At 46.3% G+C, this 23,516-nt stretch carries 19 protein-coding genes and 1 tRNA gene; 18 read left to right on the forward strand and 2 right to left on the reverse strand.

Annotation, left to right across the window (positions count from 1 at the left end; translation table 11 throughout):
• The first annotated feature begins 308 nt into the window (after positions 1-308).
• The 7 genes from NLX82_RS09050 (at position 309) to zapA (ending at position 12,343) form a co-directional block, all read left to right on the forward strand.
• Positions 309-2,450 carry a bifunctional diguanylate cyclase/phosphodiesterase gene (locus NLX82_RS09050; protein ID WP_069080475.1) on the forward strand — a complete coding sequence of 714 codons (2,142 nt, stop codon included), beginning with the start codon at positions 309-311 and terminating at the stop codon, positions 2,448-2,450.
• A gap of 107 nt (positions 2,451-2,557) precedes the next feature.
• Positions 2,558-2,628, forward strand: a tRNA-Gly gene (locus tag NLX82_RS09055).
• A 303-nt stretch (positions 2,629-2,931) separates the two neighbouring features.
• Positions 2,932-3,933, forward strand: a complete 1,002-nt coding sequence (locus NLX82_RS09060; RefSeq protein ID WP_370671138.1) for a polysaccharide lyase family 1 protein — start codon at positions 2,932-2,934, stop codon at positions 3,931-3,933.
• A gap of 368 nt (positions 3,934-4,301) precedes the next feature.
• Entirely contained in the window at positions 4,302-6,152 is a 1,851-nt protein-coding gene (abc-f, locus tag NLX82_RS09065; RefSeq protein ID WP_068940322.1) for a ribosomal protection-like ABC-F family protein, read from the forward strand.
• A 449-nt stretch (positions 6,153-6,601) separates the two neighbouring features.
• Positions 6,602-7,633, forward strand: coding sequence for a phenylalanine--tRNA ligase subunit alpha (pheS, locus tag NLX82_RS09070; protein ID WP_269321413.1), 1,032 nt, complete (start codon positions 6,602-6,604; stop codon positions 7,631-7,633).
• Positions 7,634-7,661: 28 nt separating this feature from the next.
• The gene (gene pheT / locus NLX82_RS09075; RefSeq protein WP_069080473.1) at positions 7,662-10,109 is read left to right on the forward strand and encodes a phenylalanine--tRNA ligase subunit beta; all 2,448 of its coding nucleotides are present in this window, start codon (positions 7,662-7,664) and stop codon (positions 10,107-10,109) included.
• 209 nt (positions 10,110-10,318) lie between these two features.
• Positions 10,319-12,343 (forward strand): cell division protein ZapA, encoded by a 2,025-nt coding sequence (zapA, locus tag NLX82_RS09080; RefSeq protein WP_028542962.1) that lies wholly within the window; start codon positions 10,319-10,321, stop codon positions 12,341-12,343.
• 152 nt (positions 12,344-12,495) lie between these two features.
• On the opposite strand, the gene NLX82_RS09085 is transcribed toward zapA, so the two are convergent.
• Complete coding sequence (locus tag NLX82_RS09085) at positions 12,496-12,855, reverse strand: phage holin family protein (protein WP_023987773.1); 360 nt, start codon at positions 12,853-12,855, stop codon at positions 12,496-12,498.
• A 152-nt stretch (positions 12,856-13,007) separates the two neighbouring features.
• Here NLX82_RS09085 and NLX82_RS09090 point away from each other — a divergent pair, with 152 nt between their 5' ends.
• The 4 genes from NLX82_RS09090 to NLX82_RS09105 all read left to right on the forward strand — a co-directional run bounded on the left by NLX82_RS09090 (position 13,008) and on the right by NLX82_RS09105 (position 17,981).
• Positions 13,008-15,377, forward strand: coding sequence for an endonuclease MutS2 (locus tag NLX82_RS09090; protein WP_254347857.1), 2,370 nt, complete (start codon positions 13,008-13,010; stop codon positions 15,375-15,377).
• Positions 15,378-15,435: 58 nt separating this feature from the next.
• Positions 15,436-15,849, forward strand: a complete 414-nt coding sequence (locus tag NLX82_RS09095; protein WP_013309402.1) for a DUF350 domain-containing protein — start codon at positions 15,436-15,438, stop codon at positions 15,847-15,849.
• A 54-nt stretch (positions 15,850-15,903) separates the two neighbouring features.
• On the forward strand, positions 15,904-16,611 hold the full coding sequence (locus NLX82_RS09100) for a hypothetical protein (RefSeq protein ID WP_069080471.1): 708 nt from the start codon (positions 15,904-15,906) through the stop codon (positions 16,609-16,611).
• Between the two features lie 116 nt (positions 16,612-16,727).
• On the forward strand, positions 16,728-17,981 hold the full coding sequence (locus NLX82_RS09105) for an MFS transporter (protein ID WP_023987777.1): 1,254 nt from the start codon (positions 16,728-16,730) through the stop codon (positions 17,979-17,981).
• Positions 17,982-18,052: 71 nt separating this feature from the next.
• On the opposite strand, the gene NLX82_RS09110 is transcribed toward NLX82_RS09105, so the two are convergent.
• Positions 18,053-19,291, reverse strand: coding sequence for an NAD(P)/FAD-dependent oxidoreductase (locus NLX82_RS09110; protein ID WP_254347859.1), 1,239 nt, complete (start codon positions 19,289-19,291; stop codon positions 18,053-18,055).
• Between the two features lie 113 nt (positions 19,292-19,404).
• On the opposite strand from NLX82_RS09110, the gene NLX82_RS09115 reads away from it, so the two are divergent.
• From NLX82_RS09115 to NLX82_RS09145, 7 genes are all read left to right on the forward strand, one after another.
• Entirely contained in the window at positions 19,405-19,641 is a 237-nt protein-coding gene (locus tag NLX82_RS09115; protein ID WP_013309406.1) for a hypothetical protein, read from the forward strand.
• Positions 19,642-19,675: 34 nt separating this feature from the next.
• The gene (locus NLX82_RS09120) at positions 19,676-20,062 is read left to right on the forward strand and encodes a spore coat protein (protein WP_013309407.1); all 387 of its coding nucleotides are present in this window, start codon (positions 19,676-19,678) and stop codon (positions 20,060-20,062) included.
• A 143-nt stretch (positions 20,063-20,205) separates the two neighbouring features.
• Positions 20,206-20,706, forward strand: coding sequence for an Lrp/AsnC family transcriptional regulator (locus NLX82_RS09125; protein ID WP_023987779.1), 501 nt, complete (start codon positions 20,206-20,208; stop codon positions 20,704-20,706).
• Between the two features lie 12 nt (positions 20,707-20,718).
• A complete protein-coding gene (locus tag NLX82_RS09130; protein ID WP_025723315.1) occupies positions 20,719-21,930 on the forward strand; it encodes an aminotransferase class I/II-fold pyridoxal phosphate-dependent enzyme in 1,212 nt (403 codons plus the stop codon).
• A 114-nt stretch (positions 21,931-22,044) separates the two neighbouring features.
• On the forward strand, positions 22,045-22,251 hold the full coding sequence (locus NLX82_RS09135) for an aspartyl-phosphate phosphatase Spo0E family protein (protein ID WP_023987781.1): 207 nt from the start codon (positions 22,045-22,047) through the stop codon (positions 22,249-22,251).
• Positions 22,252-22,352: 101 nt separating this feature from the next.
• Positions 22,353-22,922, forward strand: coding sequence for a type 2 periplasmic-binding domain-containing protein (locus tag NLX82_RS09140; RefSeq protein ID WP_023987782.1), 570 nt, complete (start codon positions 22,353-22,355; stop codon positions 22,920-22,922).
• Between the two features lie 18 nt (positions 22,923-22,940).
• Complete coding sequence (locus NLX82_RS09145) at positions 22,941-23,504, forward strand: cob(I)yrinic acid a,c-diamide adenosyltransferase (RefSeq protein WP_028542959.1); 564 nt, start codon at positions 22,941-22,943, stop codon at positions 23,502-23,504.
• Positions 23,505-23,516: the final 12 nt, after the last annotated feature.

Genomic DNA, 23,516 nt, shown 5'->3' on the forward strand with positions numbered 1-23,516 from the left:
TACTATTTCTTTTATGTTGTGCAGCGTTGGGGTATAGGTATCACCTTTTTGGAAAAGGTTGTCTGAAGCGCATAATCTGACAAGATGATGCGCTTTTTTGGTGCTGTAAGCTCGGTTATTTGCGTAAATGCGAAAATGAATTCACGAATTTAAGACAAAAAAATGATTCACCTTTCACAGATTAAATGCTATTATATACCAGAATACAACATTATTTTTGATACTATAGACTTAAACAACGGCTTCCAAAGCTGTCAAACGTCTTAGATGATCGGAATCTCCGATATGCAGGGGGCTGAAGAGGCTGAATGAGTATACGGCTGGAAATAAAAAAAACGATAGGTATCGGCATTGCTTCGATAGTTTTGTTTGTCTTGGTTCAGTTATTTCACGTAACTTTGAATAAGATATACTCCCATAATGTTTTTTTCTTGTTATATCCGATTGTAGGATTTGCCTGTGCTGCGATTTGTTTTTCTATTTTTTATCAATCCTGGTCCGTTTTACTGGAACAGTTATCTTTGCAGAGGCTTTTTATTGCTCCGACGTTTTTGGTGGCTGGTCTGCTTTACCTTGTTCATGTTGTTTCGTTTAGTTTCGTATGCCTGACGGACTTAGCTTTGTCTCCGGGCATTTCGTTATGGCTGCTATTTGTAAATCGTGCCTTTACCGCTGTCTTGCTCTTATGTATTTGTTTCCTCCCGTTTAGCAAGACGAAGTCTGAATACAAAACAGTGGCTTTGTGGGCGGGGATAGGCTGCACTTTGCTGATTCTAGGAGTTATTAAGACATTTGGTGCAGGCTTACCGGATCTACGTATACGATACGAAATAGGCAACCTGGGCTGGACGTTAAATCTGGCTGTGATGTTACTGCTTGTACTCACTTTTATTTTCGGGGTGAGAAAATATCGGAAAGCCCGCCCGGCAGAGTTGGGCATGTTGCTTATTATTCGTGGGATTGGGCTGTGTGTTGTGAGTCAGTTGTTCTATTTATTTGCTGAGCAAATGAGCGATATTAATCACCTTCTGGGACTTTTGACCAACGCGATAGCATTTTATAATATGTTGAGCGGGCTGGTTCGGTTAATGGTTCTGGTTCCTTATCGTGAAAAGCAGGCAGCAGAATCTGAGTTTAATCACATTGCTTATAATGATGATATAACAGGACTCCCCAATCGTCGTCGCCTTTCCCAACGCTTAGATAAAATATTGCGCAAATCATTAAAATCGGATGAGACAGTAGCGCTTTTAGTGCTAAATATTGATCGTTTCAAGGCGATTAATGATTCGCTTGGACATATGGCAGGGAATTATTTGCTGTATGCAGTAGGCGAACGCTTGGGGCATTTTAGCCATGAAGGGGAAGCTGTCTTTAGCATGGGCGGAGATGAATTTGCCTTTCTTCTAACGGGATACGACGATACAGATGCTATGAGAAATCGTATTGATGAAATGGTGAAGCTGTTCGATCAGCCTTTCGATATTGATGGTGAGTCTTATCATGTGACGGTGAGCGTTGGTATAGCTTTATACCCGTTGGATGCGAATCAGAGTGAACAGCTTATTCAGCAGGCGGATACGGCTGTCCATAGTGCCAAAGAGCAGGGAGTGAATTTTCAGCGGTATGCCAGCGCGATGCAGATGCGAGCGCATGAAAGACTCCAGCTGGAAAATGATCTGCGGCGAGCGCTTGAAAATGAGGAATTTTCATTGGTGTATCAACCACGTGTCCACCTGCAAAGTGGCGAGCTCACGAGTTTGGAGGCGCTGGTGCGCTGGAATCATCCTCATCGTGGGATGGTGATGCCGGGCGATTTTATTCCGGTGGCTGAAGAAAGTGGTTTAATTGTGCCCTTGGGGGAATGGGTGTTACGGGAGGCTTGTCTGCAAAATAAGCAGTGGCAGGAGCTCGGGTACCCACCAATCCCGATTTCGGTCAATTTATCCATGCGCCAATTTCAGCAAAAAAAGCTGGTGGATGTAATTCGGGGCATTTTGACCTATACGGAACTTGAAGCACGCTATCTAGAGCTGGAGATTACCGAAAGTATGACCTTTGATAAGGATCGGGCCTTTGAACAGTTGAAAAAAATAAAGGCTATTGGTGTTGCAATCAGTATTGATGATTTTGGAACTGGCTATAGCTCATTGCATTATTTGAAAAATCTCCCGATTGATCGTCTAAAAATTGACCGTTCCTTTGTAAATGAGGTACTGGTCGACAGCAAAAATGCGGCAATTGTATCTACTATTGCCTCCATGGCTCACCATTTGAAGCTGAAGGTTACGGCTGAAGGGGTGGAAAATGAGGAGCAACTTCATTTTTTGCAGGCACAGGATTGTCATGAGGGTCAGGGATATTACTTTAGTCGCCCCATTCCGGCAGAAGTCTTTGAAAAATTGTTTTTACGTAAACCTATGAATTGGCTGGCTCAGGATAGTATGTAGTATGCTTGCATTTTGCTGAAAGGTAAGTTATACTAAATAACATCCTGATTCAGCTGGTTGACGATAGGTTAAGCGTGTCATACATAAGAATCGCGATGTTATAAAATGCGGGTGTAGTTCAATGGTAGAACTTCAGCCTTCCAAGCTGATAGCGTGGGTTCGATTCCCATCACCCGCTTACTGTTTTAAGAAGTTCGGAACCCTTGTGACGCAAGGGTTTTTGTTTTATTTGGAGCTAGATAAATACATTATAGCCGGGATGCCAACGGGGTATCACGGCTTTTTTGCGTTCTTACGAACTATTTTTACATTGCTGCACAAAATAAAATATTTATCTTATATGCTATAAATAAACAGATAAAAAGAACTATTTACCAATTACTAAAAAATAAGTATAGTCGCATTGTTGGGATTTAACTAAAAAAAGGATGGTGTAGCTGCAATGAGGAAATTTTCTTTTCTGTTTTTAGCATTAACTTTGATGCTGTTTACTTTTCCAGCTAGTTCTACGTTCGCCGCTGCTGATTTTCCAAATACGTCGACGAATGGAATGACTGGTTTTGCCGGACAGGCTAAAAGTGAAAATGGAGCTACGAAGTCTGCCACAACGGGGGGAAAAGGTGGTCAGGTCATCTATATCAATAATCTAAACGATTTGAAAAACCAGTTAGGGGATTCAACCCCTAAAATTCTGGTAATCGAAAAAAATATTTCTGCCTCCTCTAAAACCGTGGTCAACATTGGTTCCAACAAATCACTCATTGGTTCTTACGCGCAAAACAAGCTGGTTAACATTCATTTGAAAACAACAAATAATTCGGGAAATGTGATCTTTCAAAATTTAACTTTTGAGCACAGTGCCAACATTAACGGTAACGATGACATCCAACTTTATCTCACGGCAGGTACAAATTATTGGATTGATCATGTTACATTTGCAGGTCACAATTATAATGCGAATGGCTCGGATTTGGACAAACTTTTGTACATAGGTCAATCGGCTGATTATGTAACCATTAGTAACTCCAAATTTGCCAATCACAAATATGGTCTCATTTTGGGATACCCTGATGATGGCAATAAAAATTATGATGGCATGCCCCATATCACGATCGCCAATAATTACTTTGAAAACTTGCTTGTACGTGGCCCAGGACTTATGAGATATGGATATTTCCATGTTAAAAATAATTATATCAATAATTTCCAGCTTGCTTACACCATTGCTATGAATGCAAGAATCTATTCGGAGTACAACTACTTTGGAAAAGGTAGTGAAAAGGGCGGTATTCTTGATGATAAAGCCAATGGCGAGTTTAAAGATGTGGGGAGTTTACCCGCCATCAACAACCAAAAATCGCGTGTAACCAACTGGAACCCAAGCAAAAACTATAGCTATCAGGTACAGACTCCTGAATATACTAAAGAGTTTGTAACGAAATATGCAGGTTCGTCCAATACAACTTTGGTATTCGGAAAATAACGCGGGTTATTTGCAAATGTGTTGTGATCTGCTATACTGACTGCAAGTAAGTATCCCATGAAAAGGAAGGTAACCATACGTCCGATGAAGTAAGCACACTGATTTTCCCACTTAACTGCACAGTTACTGGCAGGCGGCTGTAAGCTGCAACGGGAGAAGTGTGTCTGAAAATGAATGTAGGGACGTATGCGTTTATTCCGGAACGGGATTTGGCTTATTCGTTTGCGGTGTTATTTTTCATAAGCGTATGTTCTGAAACGATTCATAACAGTCATTCTATATTCCTTGTATGCAAGCCGCAGCCTTCTGCGGCTTTTTTTTATTGCTTCCGGGATCAAAAAACCGGACTGGGAAAGGATGATCGTGGTATGAGAACAATTTTGCGTATTCGCAATGTAGTAAAGGATTGGAACGGGACATCTTTATTTGAGAATGTGTCGCTGGATGTGATGGAAGGAGAACGGCTCGCACTGTTTGGAAGAAATGGAGCAGGTAAAACGACGCTATTGCGAATATTGCTGGGAGATGAAGCGCCAACCTCTGGTCAAGTAGAGCATGATTTGCCACTGGAAGAGCGGGGCTGGCTGAAGCAGCAGGATACGGTGGCTTGGTCTCGAACCGCACTGGAGGCCGCACAGCAGGCCAGCCCTCGGCATTGGCGTCTCAAGCAAGCGTTGGGGCAGCTGGAAGCTGACCTAGCCGATGCTGGGAAGGATATGGAGCATCATTTAGAGCGTTACGGCGAGCTAATGGATGAATACGAACGCCTGCAAGGCTTTGCCTGGGAGTCTGAGGTGGAAAAGGCGCTCACTCGAATGGGAATGCCTGTCCAGACGTGGTCCATTGCTTATGGTGACCTGAGTGGCGGCCAGAAGACGAGAGTGCGATTGGCCGGACTCATGGTCAGGCAGCCGAAGCTGCTGGTGTTGGATGAGCCGACCAACCATTTGGATGCCGAAAGCTTGCTTTGGCTGGAGCAGTGGCTGTCTACGTATCCGGGAACGCTGCTGTTTGTATCGCATGACAGAGCCTTTTTGGATCGGGTGGCTACGAGTATAGTTGAGCTCACATCGACAGGTATTGGGCGCTATAAAGGCGGCTATAAGGAATATAAAGCGCAAAAGGAGCGGGAACTGCGAGAGCAGGAAGCTAGCTATCGAAAGCAGGAGTTGGCGAAACAGGCGCTGGAGGAAACGATTCGAAATTACAGGGAATGGTTTCATCAGGCGCATCGTGGCGCATCCAAGGTTGAGATGGCCGTTACGCAGAGCTTTTATAAGGCCAAGGCTAAAAAAAATATTTCCCGTTATCATGCGAAGGAGAAGGAACTGGAGCGACTGGAGGCCAATAGAGTAGAGCAACCGCGTGAGGCTGCGTCTTTGCACATGAAATTAAGTGACAGCGGGTTTCAGGCAAAATATTTGCTGCGTGCTGAGCAGGTTGACTTTAGCTACGACGACCGTATCATTGTGAAAAATCTAAATCTGATCGTTGCACGTGGAGACCGTCTGGCTGTTCGGGGGCCCAATGGAATTGGTAAAACCACGCTGCTTCGGTTATTAACAGGTCAACTGGAGCTGCAGACAGGAAAAATCACAGCCAACCCACAGTTGAACATCGGATATTTTTCACAGGAGTTGGAGCAGCTTCCGGAGGATCAAACGTTGCTGGACAGTCTGCTTGCGCTCCCGACGATGACCCAAACAGAAGCGAGAACGGTGTTAGGCTGCTTTCTTTTTGCGAAAGAGGACGTGTTTAAAAGGATCGGGACACTTAGTATGGGAGAAAAATGCAGGGTAGCTTTTCTTCGTCTGTACTTTAGTGGAGCCAATTTGCTGGTGCTGGATGAACCGACGAATTATTTTGACATTGAAACCCGTGAAATTGTAGAGGATTCTTTGCGTAACTATGATGGAGCACTGGTGCTCGTCTCACATGATCGGGAGCTGGTGAGGTGCACGGCAACTCGGTTACTCGATATGAAGCCAGGGGGCGGATATGAAATCTATGAGGGGACAGCCGACGAAAAGCAAGAAGATGAGCTAAGCCGTCAACGGGAGCCAGAAGACCAGGAGCGGCGTGAGGAACGTCTTCGATTACAATTGCGTCTTACAGAGTTGATGGGAATGACGGGCACGAATGACGAAAATGAGAAGTTGTTGAGCGAAATCAGGCGCATTCGTGCAAATCTGGAGCGGTTGGATGATCTCGATATCTAAAGAAATGAACGTATGCCCTGCTTGCCAAAGCGCGGTAGTTTGCATATAATAATGAACGATAGTTCGAATTTTTGAAAATGTCTTGATGGAGAAGAGTAGACAGTGTCCGATTGAACAGGGAGGAAGCGCCGTAGGATTGAGAGCGTTTCTGCAAATACTGGGCTGTTGAAGTTCGCTCCGGAGCAGTTCCTTGAACCTCAGGCGCCATGTGAATGGCGAATGTGCAAGTAGGGGATACCGGTTCACGACCGTTACAACGTGCAGAGCGAGACGATGATGCATAGCATGAACAATCACCTGTAACTAGTTGCCGTAAGGCAGAACGCCGGGTGAGCTGAGCTTATTGTCTAACGAGGGTGGTACCACGGTCTTTTCGTCCCTTACCGGGAGAAAAGACCTTTTTTTGTTGTCTGAAAAGCTGGATATGAAGAAAGGGGACTGAACAGGCGATGAGCGAAACCATCCAAATGAAGGAACATTTGCTGGCCTTGAAGGAAGAAGCACTGGAAGTATTGGAGAAGGTGGCAACACCCAAGGAGCTGGCTGATTTACGGGTCAAATATTCGGGGAAAAAGGGCGCACTGACTGAAATCTTGCGCGGTATGGGCAAGCTGAGCGCGGAAGAGCGTCCGGTTGTTGGACAGGTAGCCAATGAGGTGCGCGAGGCGATTGAAGAAGTCGTTAACCGTAAGCAGGACGAGTTCACGAAAGCAGAAACGAATGAGCGTCTGCAAGCGGAAAAGATCGACGTTACGCTGCCTGGACGCGCGTTGCCGCAAGGTGGACTGCACCCGCTCAACAAAGTGATTGAGCAAATCGAGGATATTTTTACAGGTATGGGCTATCGAGTGGCTGAAGGCCCACAGGCAGAGACGGATTATTATAACTTCGAAGCATTGAACCTGCCTAAAAATCACCCAGCACGGGATATGCAGGATTCATTTTACCTGACCGAGGATCTGTTGATGCGTACCCATACGTCACCGGTTCAGATTCGTGCGATGGAAGCGATGAAGGGCGAAACGCCTATTAAGGTTATCTGTCCGGGTACAGTTTTCCGACGTGATGATGACGATGCAACGCATTCTTTTCAATTCCACCAAATTGAAGGGCTTGTCATTGGAAAAGACATTCGTATGAGTGATTTGAAAGGAACCTTACTTCAATTTGCACGCGAAATGTTCGGAGAATCGACCGAAATCCGTTTGCGACCAAGCTTCTTTCCGTTCACAGAGCCGAGTGCTGAAGTAGACGTGACTTTTGTGAAGAAAAATGGCGAACGTGTATGGATCGAAATTTTGGGCTGTGGCATGGTCCATCCGAAAGTGCTGGAGATGGGCGGTTTTGATCCCGAGGTGTACAGCGGCTTTGCATTCGGTATGGGTGTAGAGCGGATTGCTATATTGAAATACGGTATCGACGATATTCGTCATTTTTATAACAGTGACCTGTCGTTCCTGAAACAGTTTGCGCGTCAATAAACAACTATATCAAGGGAAGTGAACCCATATGAAAGTATCATTCGAGTGGTTGTCCGAGTATGTATCGCTGGACCAGGTAAGCGCGGAGGATCTAGCAGAGAAAATCACCCGTTCGGGTATAGAAATTGATGAGGTCGAGCAGCGCAATCAAGGGATTACTGGCGTCGTTGTCGGCTATGTTAAAAGCAAGGAAAAGCATCCAGATGCTGATAAGCTGAATGTATGTATTGTCGATGCAGGTCAAGAGGAAGATCTGCAAATCGTGTGTGGTGCCAAAAACGTGGATGCAGGTCAAAAGGTTCCTGTTGCAGTTGTAGGGGCAAAGTTGCCGGGAGATTTCCACATTAAAAAAGCCAAGCTACGCGGTGTTGTATCTATGGGCATGATCTGCTCGGCCAAAGAACTGGGCATGAATGACAAGCTGCTTCCAAAGGAATTGCAAGAAGGAATTTTGGTGCTGCCTGAGGATGCTGAAATTGGTATGCCAATTACGAAGCTGCTGGCGCTGGATGATCAGGTACTGGATTTTGATCTGACACCCAACCGTTCGGATTGCCTGAGCATGCACGGAGCAGCATATGAAGTGAGTGCGATTCTGGGACGTGACATTTCGCTAGCTGATCCGGCTAAGGATCTGGTGGAAATTAGCGATGCAGCAGCAGATCATCTGTCCGTGAAGGTAGATACTCCTGAACTGTGTACGCACTATGCGGCCCGTTATATCACAGGTGTAAAAGTGGCGGCTTCCCCATTATGGATTCAAAACCGTCTGATGGCGGCAGGTGTTCGTCCGATCAACAACATCGTAGATATTACGAACTACGTCATGCTGGAATACGGTCAGCCGCTGCATGCTTTTGATGCGGATAAGCTGGAAAATGGAAATATTGAAGTTCGACTCGCTCGTGCCGGCGAAACATTGATTACACTTGACGATCAGGAGCGTAAGTTGGAGCCGCATATGCTGCTGATTACAGACGGTGTGAAACCAATTGCATTGGCAGGCGTGATGGGTGGAGCCAACTCCGAGGTTACGGATGCGACGGTCAGCATTGCGCTGGAATCTGCGAAGTTTGACGGCGGTACAGTTCGCAAAACGTCTCGTCAACTTGGACTGCGTTCAGAAGCAAGTCTGCGTTTTGAAAAAGAGGTTGATCCGGGCGCTGTTGTGCCTGCTGTGAATCGTGCAGCTGCGCTGATTCAGCGTTATGCGGGAGGCACTGTACACCAGGGCATCGTAGAATCTGCGTCTGCAAAAGCTGAAAACCGCATTATCAAGCTGTCGCTAGATAAAATAAACCGATATTTGGGAACCGAACTGTCGCTGCTTGAGGTGAAAACGATTTTCGGTAGACTTCATTTCGGATGTGGCGACGCAGAGCAAGGGGTACTGGAAGTTGAAGTACCTACACGCCGTGGAGATATTACCATTGACGTGGACTTAATCGAAGAGGTAGCTCGTCTGTATGGTTACGACAATATCCCGACCACGCCGATTGAAGGTCCGACAACTCCGGGAGCTTTGACAGCATCGCAATCATTGCGCCGCTCCCTGCGCAGATTGCTGGCTCATGGTGGTTGGCAGGAGACGATCAGCTACTCTTTTGTACATCCGCAGAGTACGAGGTTATTTAATGCCCTGACAGAAGGTAGCCATCCGGTACGTTTGGCTATGCCTATGAGCGAAGACCGTAGTGTTTTGCGTACGAGTATCATCCCACAGATGCTGGATACAGCGGTGTACAACATGAATCGCAAGCAAGACAATCTGGCGATTTTTGAGATGGGAACAGTATTTTATACAGAGGAACAAACATTAACCCGTCAGCCGCAGGAAATTCAAGTGCTTAGTCTACTGCTGACTGGGGTACGCCGTGAAAAACAATGGAATATTGGTGCTGAAAAGGTTGATTTCTTTGATATTAAAGGCGCGCTTGAAACGGTGTTTGACTATTTCGGGTTGAGTGCCAGCATTCGTTATGTGGCTGACCAACCGCAAAGCTACCATCCGGGCCGTTCCGCTTCGGTATGGCTGGATGTGAATGGGAACTCTCAACGGATCGGTACCATTGGGCAGATTCATCCGGAGCTTCAACAATCTTATGGGCTGAATGATACGTATGTAGCGGAAATTGCGTTGCAACAGGTCGTTGAACACGCAAACTCTCATATTCAGTTCAGAGAGCTGGCTCGCTTCCCATCCGTGGAACGTGACATTGCCCTCGTGGTAAATAAAGACGTTGAGGCAGGTGAACTGCTTCGTGTTATTCACGCTGCAGGCGGAGAGCTATTGCAGGATGCGCGAGTGTTTGATGTATTTACAGGCAGTAAGCTTGGTGAAGATAAGAAGAGCGTAGCTATCTCTCTGACCTATCGTCATTGGGAGCATACGTTGACGGATGAAGAGATCAATGCGGCGCATACTCCTGTCGTTACGTCTCTGGAACAAACTTTTGGAGCGGAATTGAGAAAGTAGCAGGAAATGCGGGAAGCTGTATCGAATCTTAGTGACAGAGGTTCGATACGGCTTTTTGGCCTATCATCATAGGAGCTCTCTTACTCTGATATTTACCCGCTGCGGGGAAGCCGGACTAATAAGGTTGAACGCTTCACGGAAGGCGGGTTACCATAGTACCGGACACACCTTAGAATCAACATACAGTAGTATTGAAGGAGGGCATAATTGTGACTACACCAGATCGTACTCGCGTCACTGTAGAGATCTACGGTACTTCTTATAAACTCGTCGGCAGCAATACCGATTATATGAAGCAGGTTGCCAATTACGTGGATGAGCGTATGCACAGCATTTCTCAAGCTCATTCGCGTCTGGATATGCCCCGAATTGCCGTGCTGGCTGCGGTTCATATGGCAGAAGAAGCTGTACAAATCCAGGAAATTCAGAGTCATATGAACCGCTTAGCAGCGGAACGAGCAGAGCTCCGGGGAGATCTGGCGCAACTCCAGACGGCTCTAGGGGAACAGCAGCAAAAAAATACAGATATGCATCAATCTCTTATTCAACTAAAGGAAGAAAAGGAAGCAACGCAGAAGAAGCTGATGGAAACCGAATCTGTATCAGCCAAGGAGATTGCCCAATTGAAGGCAAAGCTGGAACAGCAGGAGAAAAAAGCAGCTGAACTTGAAAATGGACAAAAACAAGCTAAACGTGAATTGGAGGAGTCTCGTCAAGAAGCTTCTCGCAAGCTGAAAGAGCAGCAGGAGGCGGCCAATGCTCGTATCCGGCAGATAGAAGAGCAGATGAAGAAGGAAGTGGCTGAAGCAGCTAAACAGGCTGAAGCCAAGCTGTCAGCTGCAGAGAAGACTCATCAGGAGCAAAAGCGTACAGAACTGGACAAGCTGCGATCTGCTTTGCAGCAAGAGCATAGTAAGAAGGTAAGCGAATGGCAGACCAAGTGCTCCGGGCTGAATGAGCAGCTGGAGCAGGAACGTAAACAGGCTGAATTGGCGTTGAATGAAGAAAAGCTCCAGCATCAGGAAGCGCAGAAACGAGCTGATGAAGCTGCACTGGAGCAGGAGATTCGGGTCGAGGAGCTTCAGGAACAATTAGAACAAGTACAGGCAGGCAGTAGAGAGCTTTCTTCTCGTCTGGGAGAGGCTCAAGAGCAAGCAAGAGTACTGAAGCAACAACAGTCCGAGCTGGAGTCTGTGCTGGAAACACAGCGACAGGTTGCGATAGAGCGAGAGCAGGCAGATACGCTTGCGCGTGAAGAACTGCAAAGCCGATATGATCAATTAGAAGCTGAAGCCAAGGCTACGCAGCAGCAGACGGCTAAGCTGGAGGAAGAACAGCGGCGGATGCAGAAGCTGCTGGAGCAAGCTCACGTATCTTCTCGCAAGCTGCAAAGTGAGCTGGCTACGCTAGCTGAAAGCGAGAAGTCATGGAAGAAACTTGCAGAAGAACGCCAGTTGGCAGTTGATGAGCTGGAGCTCTCCCTGCTGGAAGCACGTGAACAGAAGGAAGCGATACAGGAGCAATTACAGCACGCAGCGGCTGAGCTCGAAGCTATTAATGATAAATTTGCTTCACAACAGCAACGGCTAGTTCAACTCGAAGCGAGAATCAAGGAGCTTTCACCTGAGCTGATTCGTGTTCAGGATGAGCTTGAGAAAGCCAAAGTCCGAGAGCAAGAGGGAGCGAAGGCGTATCAATCGCTTCAGGAGCAATATGGAAGCATGAAGAGCCGAGCTGGACAGCTGGAGCAAAACATCAAGCAGCTTCAACAGGAAGATCACGAACGGCGGAGTAAACTGGAACGTGCTGAGGAAGAATCTCTGGAGTGGCAACTTAAATACGATCAGTTGAAGGCAGAAGCGGAACGTCTGGAAGCTGAAGATGCTGCCCGTAAGGAAGAATTTGCATCTTGGGAACGTGAAATAGCGGTAACAGTTGAACAAAAGGAACAGCTTCAGGAGGAGACTCGTTTGGCGGTTGAAGCTGCCAAAACGGCGAAAGCTGAACAGCAGTCCATAGAGCAGGAACGAATGGCCTTGCAGTCTGAATTGGACGAAGTGGGTCAAAAATATGAAATGGCGGCGCATCAGCTTCGTTTGTTACAAGTACAACAGGACGTAGATCGGGAAAATACGGAGAAGATTTCTACAGAATTACGTCAATTACAGGAAGAATACACTAAGCTTCAAACGGAGTACAATGAATGGATTGAACTTATCGAACAGGATCAGTAGATACGGATTATAAATGTATGGCAATCCCCGGCTGCTCATCGCCGGGGATTGTTTGCTTATTGTATCCACTCAGAAGTGTTGATGACAAAAAGCTGTCCTTTGGCAGACGAAATTCTGCTTCGGGACAGCTTTGCCGGGAGGGTCTACTGAAATTATTTCCCGTCTTTGCGACCGGCTTCAAACGGTGTCGATACCGGAATGAACAGGTCGATAATCCCGATAACCAATGCAGCGAGCAATGCGCCCAGAACGGAAACACTGACATTGGTCACCACATACTGAGCGATCCAGATAACCAGAGCGCTCACTAGAAAACCTACGATACCGCGTCCAAATGGAGAAACGCGTCGGCCGAACACTGCCTCGATGATGTAACCAACCAAGGCAATGACAATGGCAAGAATCAGCGCGCTCCAAAAGCCGCCTACACTAAATCCGGGAACGATCCAGCTTACGACCATCAGCACCAGAGCGGCAACGATGAAACGTACAATGTGCCCGAGAATGCTCACGGAATAACCTCCTTTGTTTTTTGAATTTACAGGGTTAGACAAAGGTTAGTGTGTGGCATGAAGAGCTTTCTTATGTGTAAAACAGAGTTGGCAAATAGCGTAAGTTTGCTGCTTTCGGTATAATATAGATATAAGTGAAAGGAGTAGTGAAGTTGGACTCTAAAATTTTCAAAACCCTTGAATATCAAAAAATTCTAAATAAACTAAGTCACTATGCCCAAACGGCAACGGGACAACAGACAGCCCTTCGACTACAGCCCAGCGATGATTTGGAGCATATCAAGAAAATGCTGAAAGGCACGGATGAGGCTTATGATGCTGATCGCCTCAAAGGAGTGCCTTCATTTAACGGAGTAGTAGATATCACTCCGGCGGTGAAGCGTGCCCGTATTGGTGGAACGTTAAGCCCGCAGGAGTTGCTTGGCATTCGGACAACAGTTCAGGCCGCACGCCGTATACAGGTATACGTGACAAGTTTGCATGAGGAAAATCCTGTCGAAACATTGCTGTATTGGAGTGAGCAGCTTTCGGAGCAGAGAGGTTTGGAAAACTCCATTAAAGGCTGTATTGACGAGAATGCAGAGGTGCTGGATTCTGCCAGCACAGAGCTTACTCAAATCCGTCGGGAGCTGCGCTCGGGAGAAGTGCGTATTCGTGAAAAGCTGGATTCCATGATTCGTTCCTCAACTGTCTCCAAAATGCTTCAAGATCAGTTGATTACGATTCGCGGAGATCGGTTTGTGATCCCGGTTAAGGCCGAATACCGTTCTTATTTTGGCGGAATTGTTCATGATCAATCCGGGTCTGGTGCAACATTGTTTATCGAGCCTGAATCCATCGTAGCCATGAACAATAAGCTGAGGGAAACAAGGCTGAGAGAAGAGCGTGAAATTGAAGTCATTTTACAAAAGCTGACCGCACTCGTCGCAGAACAAGCAGATATGTTGCTGTATGATGTGGACATTTTGGGCAATCTTGATTTTATTTTTGCAAAAGCGCGTCTCGCCCGTGAAATGAAGGCAACCTTACCTTTAATGAATGACCGCGGATATTTGAAGCTGAAAAAGGGCAGACATCCTCTAATTCCGTTGGAGCAGGTTGTTCCCATTGATGTGGAGTTAGGCAATTCATACACCTCTATTATCGTTACCGGACCGAACACAGGGGGGAAAACCGTTACCCTGAAAACCATTGGCCTACTTAGCTTGATGGCGATGTCTGGACTGTTTGTACCTGTTGAGGATGAAAGTCAGCTGTGTGTATTTGATGCAATCTATGCCGATATTGGTGACGAGCAGAGCATTGAGCAAAACTTGAGTACATTTTCCAGTCACATGACCAATATCATTAGCATCCTGAAAAATATGACGCCAAAAAGTCTTGTATTGCTTGACGAAGTGGGGGCAGGAACGGACCCCGCGGAAGGTTCGGCTCTGGCTGTATCCATTTTGGAGCATATACATGCAATGGGTTGCCGCATGGTTGCGACGACTCACTATAGTGAATTGAAGGCGTATGCCTATGAGCGCAAAGGAATTATTAATGCAAGCATGGAGTTTGATGTCGCTACATTAAGCCCGACTTACCGCCTTCTGGTCGGTGTACCCGGACGAAGTAATGCATTTGCCATTGCCGAGCGATTGGGATTGCCAGGGCGTATTTTAGACTATGCCCGTGGTGAGGTAACGGAAGAAGACCAGCGCGTTGAGCACATGATCGCGTCACTGGAGCAGAACCGTTTGACAGCTGAGCAAGAACGGGAAAAAGCGGAGCAGCTACGTAAGGAAATGGAAGCATTGCGTAGCCGTCATCAGATGGAGCTGGATAAGCTGGAGTCCCAACGGGACCGTATGCTGGAAAAAGCTGAGGACGAAGCAAGGGTTCTCGTGGATAAGGCTCGTAGTGAAGCAGAGAAAATCATTACTGATTTGCGTAAATTGGCTCAGGAAGAAGGGGCCTCGGTTAAGGAGCATAAGCTGATTGCAGCTCGCAGAGAACTGGATGAGGCTGAACCGAAACAACGCAAAAAAAGTACCGTCAAACGCCCGGCTGCTACGCGTACTCGTTCTATCATGGCTGGCGATGAAGTATCCGTCCACAGTCTGAATAAAAAAGGACACGTGGTTGAACTGTCCGGTACCAAGGAAGCTGTGATTCAACTGGGAATCATGAAGATGAAGGTCAGTCTGGATGATCTGGAACTACTGCAACCTGCACAAACAACGACTCCAAGAGTTCAAAAACCAGTGACTGGCGTTAAGCGGACACGGGATGATAACGTACGAAGTGAACTTGATCTTCGGGGGGCGAACGTGGAGGAAGCCTTGATGGAAGTGGACCGCTTCATGGATGAAGCGTTTCTGGCCAATCTGGGTCAGGTACACATTATTCATGGTAAAGGTACGGGTGTCCTGAGAACCGGTATTCAGGAGTACCTCCGCAAGCATAAGCATGTGAAAAGCTACCGTATCGGTAATTACAATGAAGGCGGCACAGGCGTAACAGTTGCTGAATTGGAATAGCTAGGGGTTGCCGGCTTTGCCCGGGAACGCTTGGTAGAACGGGAGGGACGAAGTTAAGATGGCGATTGATGAATTGCTGTCACATCCGTTGGGGATGATGCTGGGTTATTTCTCGGTGGCGGTGCTGGAGCTAATTGTATTTTTGTCGTGTTTTGAGCTGGTAACCCGCTATAAATGCTGGGAAGAGATCAAGCGCGGTAATGTTTCGGTAGCCATGGCTACGGGAGGGAAAATGTTCGGTATTTGCAACGTACTCCGCTTTGCAATGGAAGCCAAATCCAGTGTGTATGATACGATGATTTGGTCGTTCGTTGGCTTTTTACTGCTTCTTGCGGCGTACTTTCTTTTTGAGTTTCTGACACCAGTATTTTCTATCGATCAACAGATTAAAGAGGATAATCGTGCTGTCGGCTTGTTCTCCATGATTATTTCCATATCTTTATCTTATGTGATCGGTGCCAGTGTAACTTGACACATCTTGTATACTAGAGCTTGGTATACGCTTGGAACGGAAGGATGATAAAGCTTGGAAATGACTATTTGTCCATGGTGTAACATGGAAATTATTTGGGATGAAGAATTAGGACCTGAGGAAGAGTGTCCTTATTGCCATAATGATCTAAAAGGGTACTCTGACATCACCGATGATGAAGATGAGTCTGTTTCTCCACCTGTTCATAGACATGCCGGTGAGCATGGACATGAAGAGACGAAACATGATCATGTGGCTTCTGTAACCCTGGCGCCCCACTCTCATGAAAAAGAAGACCTGAAGGGTTATCGGACACTGAGTATTCAGCTCGGTGATGATGAGGAGCAGGATATTTTATATGAGGCAGAGGATGAAATCGTAGTTGAAAAACCGGTTGATGCACCGTTGTTGCAGGATAATGAGCTTCATAAGTTGCCTGTGCTGCATACTTTGCAAAAATTTGAAGAAAGCGGTGCGGATCTGATGGCTTATGAACAAGGCGCTGAACAAATACTCGACAGACAAGATGAGGTTCTTGAATGTTCTCAATGTGGGGAGTACATGCTGCATGCAGGTTCGCAAACCGTAACCAGAGAAGGTTTTGAACCGTCGATGTCTCCAGCGCTTGGCAAGCCCGTTCTGGATTTGCCGTTCGTCTTGAATGTTTATGTGTGCCCTAGCTGCTTCCATGTCCAGCAGACACTGTCAGAGAATGACCGACTGCGGATGCTGGAGAAGCTCAGCGGTATTTCCAACAATTAAATAGCAATTCCCCGGATAGGCCCAAGCTCAATACGGGCATCTTAAATCGAAGAAATCTTTGAACAAGCTGGCTTGAAATAAGCTGATTGGTGATTTTTCGGTTAGGGGGAACTGCATTGAAATCAAACCTGAACGGACAATCCATTCTGCTATTAAGCTTGAATGGATTGTTTGTGTTTGCAGCAGCATTGTCAGGCACATTTCTTAACGTGTATTTGTGGAAAAGCAGGCAGGATTACGCGATGATCGGCTGGTTTAATGTCAGTCAACAAATTGCACTGGGAATTATGGTCTGGGTGGCTGGAAAGTGGGTCAAGGAACATAACAAAATGAATGCCCTACGCGTGGGGACCGCATTATCAGGCCTATTTTATCTGATCGTGTTATATACGGGACCGCAGGCTGTGAACTACATATGGCCGCTCGGGATGCTGCTGGGTGCAGCATTAGGTTTATTCTGGCTGGCGTTTAATGTGATTTTTTTCGAAGTCACGGATCAGGCAAGCCGTGATCATTTTAACGGATGGGTGGGTCTGCTGGGCTCGTTTTCTGGTATAGTGGGTCCTTGGCTGTCCGGTTGGATTATTGCCCGTATGGAGGATGACGCAGGTTATCGCGTGATATTTAGTATTTCCTTGGCCTTTTATGTCGTAGGAGTGGTGCTTAGTTTCTTTCTTCGCAAACGTAAGCCGACAGGAAATTACAATTGGAAAGAGCCCAAGCAACGATTGTCACAAAAAGGGAGTATGTGGCGTCCGTTGTCGTTATCGCTTATTGCCCAGGGCATCCGTGAAGGGGTGTTTGCCTTCCTGATTACGCTGCTCGTATATGTAGCTACCCAACAGGAATGGAAGCTGGCACAGTTTTCACTTATCACCTCGGCGGTATCATTTTTCAGCTTTTGGGCTGTCGGAAAATGGCTCAAGCCACACTATCGTTCGGCGGGTATGCTGTTGGGTGCCGTGTTGTTGGTGATCGCGCTATTACCGTTATTGTGGCGTATGGAGTATAGCACACTACTGATTATGGGGATCGGCACCGCTTTATTTATGCCTTTATATTTAATTCCCATGATTTCTGCGAGCTTTGATTTAATGGGGACGAGTAAAGGAGATGCCAATCAGAGAGTGGAACTGGTTGTACTGCGCGAACTATGCTTAATGGTAGGCCGATTGACCGGAACACTCATTTTCTTGGGTGTCCTAAGTATCAGCAAGGCTCCTACGGCGATGATCTGGTTGTTGATTGGCCTTGCATTGATGCCAGTGCTCGGATGGTTTTTTATGCGAAGTGTGCTGAAAATGGAACAAAAGACGAAGCAGAGCAAATCTCATTCCCATGCACAACGCTGGCACAAGCAAACCGAATAGTTTGAAAATACATTAAAAAAGACCTCCAGACCCAATTAGTAGGGGAAAGAGGTTCTTTTTGTATTCATATGTTAAACCATCGGTTCCGTTGTTTCAGGCGAGGGCTTGGTAGTACGGTTTAGAGAATAAAGCTCCATTTCAGGTCGGTGTGTGCCCGTCAGTTCATCAGCCAATAGCTGTGCGGCCATCATACTCGTAACCGTCCCATTTCCCCCGTAACCCTCCAAAAAATAGCAGTTTGGAAAACGTGGATGTGGACCAATATACGGCAAGCCGTCGTGAGAGGAGCCGAATACAGCCGCCCAAGCATAGTCGATCTGAAATGGAACACCCGGAAAATGCTCCTGTAGCGTTTGCAGCAGCTTTTGCTGTTGGTGTAGCAGCCTGATTTCACGTTGATGGGCGTCCAGTACAGGTTCATCCAAACCACCAATAATGATGCGTCCTTCCGGTGTTGAGCGTATGTACAGATAAGGACGAGTAGTTTCCCAAATCAGACACTGCTCATACCACAAGGGAACATCTCCGATTGGATTGGTGGCGATAGCATAAGAGCTTTCTAGAACGGCTCCGCGATCTGTTTTAATCTCCTGTGTTTCATAACCCGTTGCAAAAATGATTTTTTTCGCTCGGATAATTCCACCGCTGGTATAACAAACAACTTCATTTTCATTAAATTCAAAATGCTTGGCTTCCGTATGCTCATATAAGCGTACACCGAGACGGCTGGCGGATTGCAACAGTCCTTGGGCAAACAAAAATGGATTAACCTCGGCATCTTCGTGCGTGTACAAGGCTGCTGATTTTCGAAAAGGAAATCGGGCTGCAATCTGTTGCTCATCCCAGTATTCGACGGGAAATCCAAACCGGGTTAGCTGTTTGTACTCTTCCTGAAGGATCTGCACATCCTCCGATGTACTTGCATAGTACAGGCTACTGCGGCGTATAAAGGACGGATCAACTTCCAGCGTGGTAGACAGTTTTTCCAACTGATCCAGAGCATCTTTGCACATACGGTAAAACAGTACACCGTTCGTTTCACCAAACGTATTGATGAAGGAGGTTAAGGTCTTATCATTGCTATATTGCAGCAGTCCGGTATTGGCCGAAGAACTTCCATGTACCAGCTTGCGTTTATCAATAACCACGGTGTCTACCTGTCGTTCTCCCAATAGCCGGGAGCAGATGGACCCACCCATCCCGCCTCCGATGATCAGTACATCACAATTTAAATCCTCTGCCAAAGGCGGAAAATCCGATGTTTGCTCCAAGGTACTCGGCCAATACGTATTCCCGCTAATCAATTCCATATAAACAGCACTCCTTATAGGCAATATGTAGTATCTCTTATGTGTACATAGTATTTCGCCAAACGGACAAGATAACCAGCGTGCAACAAAACATTTAAGGAGGCACAGAGACTATGCAATCTACCAACATGCAACCCTTGACAGGCAAAGAGCTGGAGTACATCGTGGACTCCATTTCCAATGAAGAACTGCTGCTCAAGCAATGTACGGCGACAGCAGCATCCATTCAGCATCCAGCCATTCAGCAAGCTTGTCTGCAATTCGCGAGAACTCATGAGAACCACCTGAACCTGCTTTCCAATGCACTTCAACAGCACCAGCAGCTTGCTCCTATGCAACCGCAGCAGTAATTATGGATTAACCAATAAAGGAGGTAATATCACGATGTTTTCACAGAACAATACGTCATTTATGCCCGAAGAAGATTTGCTCTATACCATTCTTGCCGATATGAAACGCACGGTGGGAGAGTATACAACAGCGACAACGGAATCCAATTGTCCGTCTGTGCGTCAGATGTTCACCGACCTTACGAACGATACGCTGCGCCTACAAGGCGATTTGTATCGTCTGATGAGTCAAAACAATATGTACTCCACTTCGTCAAAAGCACTGCGCATCGATTTGGACAAACAGATTCAAGAAGCTCGCAAGACCCAACACGAATGCCAACAGTTCATTCAGCAAAAGTCGTCATCAGCGGGGGGATATGGTCAACCTATGCATCAGCAAGGGCAGCCTACTCACCAGAATAACCCTTACTATATGTAAACGGGATATTCCGTTTTTGAAGCAATTTCCCATAACAGCCGTCCGTCTGCCGGGTTTACCGGGGCGGACGGTTTTTCTTTGCAGGTTTAAAGTGCGTATTGTATGATGTATAGTAATCTCTTTCGATGGAGGCCTTATGTAGAATGACAGAGCTAAATGGTTTGAAATTAAAAGTGCTGGAATTGTTAAAAGAAGATGCAAGAAGAACACCGACTTTGTTGGCTACTTTACTGGGGGTTGACGAGCAGGATGTACGCACCTCAATTAAAGAGCTAGAAGACCAACATGTAATCGTTAAGTACGCCGCCGTAGTCAATTGGGATAAAGTCGACGACGAAAAGGTTACTGCTTTGATTGAAGTACAGATTACACCCGAGCGTGGAAGAGGATTTGAAGGTATTGCAGAACGGATTTATTTGTATCCGCAAGTTAAATCGGTTTATCTCATGTCTGGAGCATACGACTTGCTGGTAGAAGTTGAAGGCCGCAACCTCCGTGAGGTCGCTAATTTTGTGTCGGAGAAACTGTCTCCTATTGACTCGGTCTTGTCCACCAAGACTAATTTTACGCTTAAAAAATACAAGCAGGACGGAATTATCTTTGAGGATCATCAGGAAGATAATCGTCTGGTGATTTCGCCGTAAAGGAAGATCATGATGAATCTCAAAACAGAAACATTTACCGACAGTAACAAAGCCATGAGTTCCTATTTGTCCCCGTTGGTGCGCGAGATCCCATCTTCGGGCATTCGTAAGTTTTTTGACTTGGTGGGTGGCAACAAGGATATTATTACCCTTGGTGTAGGCGAACCGGATTTTACAACCCCTTGGCATATGCGGGAAGCCTGTGTCTATTCATTAGAGCGAGGTTTTACCAGCTATACGTCTAATGCGGGAACGCCAGAACTGCGTGAAGCGATTAGTGATTATCTGAATGAGCAATTTGAAGTTAATTATGATCCTAAAAATGAGATTATCGTGACCGTTGGGGGAAGCGAGGCGATTGATCTTGCCTTGCGTGCGTTAATTGTACCTGGCGACGAAATTCTCGTGCCCGAGCCGTGCTACATTTCATATTCTCCAATCACTTCAATTGGAGGCGGGATTCCGGTAGGTATTGAAACATTTGCTAAGGATGAATTTAAGCTGACGGCTGAGGCGTTGGAGGCAAAAATTACACCTAAATCCAAGGTGCTGATTTTATGCTATCCGAGTAATCCAACTGGGGCTACGATGACTTATGAAGATTGGCTTCCGATTGCCGAAGTCGTGGAAAAGCATGATTTGATCGTCATTTCTGATGAAATTTATGCTGAATTGAATTATGGAGAGAAGCATGTTAGTTTTGCCGCTATGCCTGGTATGATGGATCGTACGATTCTCGTCAGTGGTTTCTCCAAAGCCTTCGCCATGACAGGCTGGCGTATTGGATATACATGCGGACATCCAGATCTGATTGCGGCTATGCTCAAAATCCATCAGTACACCGTAATGTGTGCGCCTTCTATGGGGCAAGTTGCGGCACTGGAAGGCTTGCGGAATGGTTTGGGTGAGAAAGATCGTATGGTAGAAGCCTATAATCAGCGTCGCCGTCTGATGGTTGAAGGGTTCCGGGAAATCGGCCTGGAGTGCCATGAGCCAAGAGGGGCTTTTTATGTTTTCCCTAGTATTCAAAGCACGGGACTTAGCTCAGATGAATTTGCACAGCGTCTATTGGCAGAGGCTAAAGTTGCGGCTGTACCGGGTAATGTGTTCGGTTTGGGAGGCGAAGGCTATCTTCGTTGCTCATACGCGACTTCTGTTGCTCAGCTGACGGAGGCACTGGATCGGATTGGTCATTTTGTAGAAAAAGTAAGAAAAGAAGGTTAAAATTATTTTTTTATGGGTAATTCATAAAAAATAGTCTTTTATTTCTAAATTTCTATGCTATAATTTGAATTCGAAAGCAGGAAGTTCAATTTTTCAATTGTAGGAGGAATGCTCATGTCATATGTTGGATATAATTCGTCTAGTTCAATAGGATACGACATTTCCCTAGAAGATGAAATTTTGTTCCTGCGCAATGAGATGATGCGGACGTTTCAGGAAGAGCAGTCCTTCACCTCTGATCTTGTCATCGAGATTAGTTGCAAGCTCGATTTGAAAATCAATGAATACATGAAAATGTATGGTACGGAATGCAAGGTTTAACCGTGTGAAGTCAGCCAAAGGTAAGAAGGAGGCCGTAGGGCCTTCTTTTTTTGCGTTCACAACTTATGATATATTAATGGCATGGAAGAGGGGGCGTACATATGAGAACAGGGCTAAAAAGGCTATCGCCATGGATTATCGGAATGTTGACACTTGTATTATTGGCTGGATGTGGGGGACGGGACAAGGACAGCTTCTCCATTTTTATTATGGATAAAGGGGATGCTTCAGTCATCCGTGAAGAGCTGGCACAAAAGCTTAAGGATAAGCTGGGCGAACAGGCTCCGACTATTGAGATTTCAGTCAGTCCGCTGTATAACCAGCAGAAGCTGGTTGTAGAATATGCGGCCGGGGAGCATGATCTGTTTCTTTTGCCGGAAGAGGACATGAAGCTGTATGGACAGAATGGTTCGAATCTGCCGTTAGATGATGCTTTTGACAAGAAGACGTACGCTCGGGGCGTGTTCGAGGGCGGCGTATTTAAGAAGAAGGGGCAGGAGGAAGAAGAAACAGATGTAAGCAAGGAAACTCATTTGTTCGGAATTCCGGTGGAGCAGATGAAGATGTTTAAGGAGCTAAAATATAACTCAAAAACATTATTTGCTACCGTGCCGCCTCGTACAAGCAATAAGGAAGAAGCCATCAAGGTGCTGAAAGCACTTACGGAATGATAAGGGGGATGGAGTAATATGGGGATCTATACCAGAACAGGTGATGAAGGACAAACTTCTGTGATTGGAGGTCGAGTGTCCAAAGATGATGACCGTGTGGAGGCATACGGTACAATTGACGAGCTGAACAGCTTTGTAGGACAAGCGATCAGCTTTGCCGAAGGGGAAAAGTTTGCGGATATTCGGACTCAATTGGAGGAAATACAGCAGGAGCTGTTTGATTGTGGTTCGGATTTGGCGTTTGTTAAAATCAGTGAAAGCAAATATAAGGTGAAAGACGAGCTGGCAGAGCGACTGGAAGGCTGGATTGATGCATGTCAGGAGGAAAATCCGAAGGTGGAGCGTTTTATTATACCGGGTGGTAGCACATTATCCTCAACGCTTCATGTTTGCCGTACGGTTTGCCGACGCGCGGAACGCCGTGCTGTTACACTAGGTAAACATACGGACATCAATCCGGCGGTACGTCGGTATTTGAACCGTCTTTCCGATTATTTCTTTGCCGTTGCTCGCACAGCGAATGTCCGTCAGGGTGTGCCCGATGTCGAATATGTGCGCAGCAAAAAAGTGTTCCGCAAATAAGGAGGCAACCGG

The sequence above is a fragment of the Paenibacillus sp. A3M_27_13 genome, from assembly GCF_024213315.1.
Classification (GTDB): Bacteria; Bacillota; Bacilli; order Paenibacillales; family Paenibacillaceae; genus Paenibacillus; species Paenibacillus polymyxa_B.

Bases quoted from the DNA above. Each gene is read 5' to 3' on its own strand.
- NLX82_RS09050 (WP_069080475.1), top strand. From the start codon at position 309: ATGAGTATACGGCTGGAAATAAAAAAAACGATAGGTATCGGCATTGCT.
- NLX82_RS09060 (WP_370671138.1), top strand. From the start codon at position 2,932: ATGCTGTTTACTTTTCCAGCTAGTTCTACGTTCGCCGCTGCTGATTTT.
- abc-f (WP_068940322.1), top strand. From the start codon at position 4,302: ATGAGAACAATTTTGCGTATTCGCAATGTAGTAAAGGATTGGAACGGG.
- pheS (WP_269321413.1), top strand. From the start codon at position 6,602: ATGAGCGAAACCATCCAAATGAAGGAACATTTGCTGGCCTTGAAGGAA.
- pheT (WP_069080473.1), top strand. From the start codon at position 7,662: ATGAAAGTATCATTCGAGTGGTTGTCCGAGTATGTATCGCTGGACCAG.
- NLX82_RS09095 (WP_013309402.1), top strand. From the start codon at position 15,436: ATGGCGATTGATGAATTGCTGTCACATCCGTTGGGGATGATGCTGGGT.
- NLX82_RS09110 (WP_254347859.1), bottom strand. From the start codon at position 19,291: ATGGAATTGATTAGCGGGAATACGTATTGGCCGAGTACCTTGGAGCAA.
- NLX82_RS09115 (WP_013309406.1), top strand. From the start codon at position 19,405: ATGCAATCTACCAACATGCAACCCTTGACAGGCAAAGAGCTGGAGTAC.
- NLX82_RS09120 (WP_013309407.1), top strand. From the start codon at position 19,676: ATGTTTTCACAGAACAATACGTCATTTATGCCCGAAGAAGATTTGCTC.
- NLX82_RS09125 (WP_023987779.1), top strand. From the start codon at position 20,206: ATGACAGAGCTAAATGGTTTGAAATTAAAAGTGCTGGAATTGTTAAAA.
- NLX82_RS09130 (WP_025723315.1), top strand. From the start codon at position 20,719: ATGAATCTCAAAACAGAAACATTTACCGACAGTAACAAAGCCATGAGT.
- NLX82_RS09135 (WP_023987781.1), top strand. From the start codon at position 22,045: ATGTCATATGTTGGATATAATTCGTCTAGTTCAATAGGATACGACATT.
- NLX82_RS09140 (WP_023987782.1), top strand. From the start codon at position 22,353: ATGAGAACAGGGCTAAAAAGGCTATCGCCATGGATTATCGGAATGTTG.
- NLX82_RS09145 (WP_028542959.1), top strand. From the start codon at position 22,941: ATGGGGATCTATACCAGAACAGGTGATGAAGGACAAACTTCTGTGATT.